The following is a 1,799-nucleotide window of genomic DNA, read 5'->3' on the forward strand; positions in this document are numbered from 1 at the left end:
GTAAGATTAAATCTTGACTTCTACACTCAATATAGCTTTTAGAATTATATAAAATTTAATTATTTTTATACTCTAAGCGCTATAYTGACTTTTTTTAATCTCCACGCAACAACGCCTTTCTCGCAAACGGATTTTTTATGGATTAGAAAAGTGATTATTGCCTAATAAATCGTTTATCACGAGGTAAAGTATAACTTTTATCGGTAGAGCGATAGGGGCAAATATCAATTCCTCCACGCCTAGTATATACTATATAAATAGAAAGAAAATCAGGATTTATAGCATTTTTAATATCTGTAAAAATACGCTCGGCACACTGCTCTGCAAACTCATTACAATTTCTAAAAGATATTAGATATTTCAGAAAAGAATCATGTTTTAACTTTCTTCCTTTATATTTTATAACGATTGTACCCCAATCCGGTTGACCGGTTACTAAGCAATTTGATTTTAGTAAATTAGAATTAATCTCTTCTTCTACTAAAACATCTTCATACTCAATTAAACTATTATCGGGTGGACCGTAATTATTGCATACTATATCTAAATCATCGATATTTTTACCTCTTGGAATATCGAATTCTATTTTTGTATTTATAGAAAATATGCGTCCTGTTACTTTAGCGTGTGTAACATTACTTAGAGTCTGCAAGATAATTCTTTCTAGCTCTTCTACTGATTCAACAACAAAGTTATTAAAAGAATTTAGATATAGTTTAAATGATTTTGATTCTACTATATTTTCAGAATCCGTCGGTATATAAAAAGTACCTACTCCAACCCATGGCTTACCGTTCTTATTAAGACAAGATAGTTCATATGTATTCCAAATATCTACACCGTAAAACGGAAGATTATTACTATTTATCCCAAGTTCGTTTCGATTATTTATACGTGGAATTTTAAATAATAAAGTCGCATCATAACTATCTTTATAAGTACTTTTTTTACCAAGCAAAGAAGTAGATAAAGGCATTAATTATGCTCCTTGTGCTAAAATTTCTTTTTGTTGTAATTCATCATATTCTTTTAGCATATAACCGCGTCCCCATACAGTGTCGATATAATCTCTACCGCCGGCAGCATCACTTAACTTTTTACGAAGTTTACAAATAAATACGTCAATAATTTTCATTTCCGGTTCGTCAACACTACTATATAAGTGATTTAAGAACATTTCTTTAGTTAAAATAGCTCCTCTTCGGAGTATTAATAACTCTAAAATAGCATATTCTTTGTTCGTTAAATGTACTTTTTTGCTGTCAACTTCTACAGTTCTAGTATCTAGGTTTACGCTAACCTTATCAAACCTAAATACTGATGCTGCATGACCTTTAGAACGTCTAACTATAGCTTTAATTCTAGCAATTAATTCCTCTCTTACAAACGGCTTGGTTAAATAATCATCGGCTCCAGAAGAGAAACCGGTAATCTTTTGATCCGTATCCGTTAAGCTAGATAAAATTAAGATTGGGGTTTTTATTTTTGCAGCACGCAATCTTAATAATATCTCAAAACCATTAATATCCGGTAACATAAGGTCTAAAATCACTAGATCATAACCACCGACTTTACCAAGCCTTAAACCTTCCACACCAACTGAAGCTTTATCGCAAACTATACCTTCTGAAGCTAAAGTTAGCTCAATTAAGTTAGCCATTTCCGGCTCGTCTTCAATTAACAAAACTCTCATTATTTTTCTCCATAAAATTCAATTTTTATGTTATGCTATAATTTAATTACAGTTAATTATTGTAAACTAAATTATAATTTTTGGTCATGCCTCCATATTGCAGTTA

Annotated in this window: 2 protein-coding genes; both read right to left on the reverse strand. The window is 30.8% G+C overall.

The window, feature by feature from the left end; genetic code table 11:
- Window positions 1-154: 154 nt before the first annotated feature.
- Entirely contained in the window at window positions 155-976 is an 822-nt protein-coding gene (gene queF, locus KYQ89_RS01950) for an NADPH-dependent 7-cyano-7-deazaguanine reductase QueF (RefSeq protein WP_218460180.1), read from the reverse strand.
- 3 nt (window positions 977-979) lie between these two features.
- Window positions 980-1,693, reverse strand: a complete 714-nt coding sequence (gene ctrA, locus KYQ89_RS01955) for a response regulator transcription factor CtrA (RefSeq protein WP_218460181.1) — start codon at window positions 1,691-1,693, stop codon at window positions 980-982.
- Window positions 1,694-1,799 lie beyond the last annotated feature (106 nt).

This window comes from Rickettsia sp. TH2014, from assembly GCF_019249195.1.
GTDB classification, from domain to species: Bacteria; Pseudomonadota; Alphaproteobacteria; order Rickettsiales; family Rickettsiaceae; genus Rickettsia; species Rickettsia felis.

Coding starts and splice junctions, on each gene's coding strand:
- queF (WP_218460180.1), bottom strand. CDS start 976: ATGCCTTTATCTACTTCTTTGCTTGGTAAAAAAAGTACTTATAAAGAT.
- ctrA (WP_218460181.1), bottom strand. CDS start 1,693: ATGAGAGTTTTGTTAATTGAAGACGAGCCGGAAATGGCTAACTTAATT.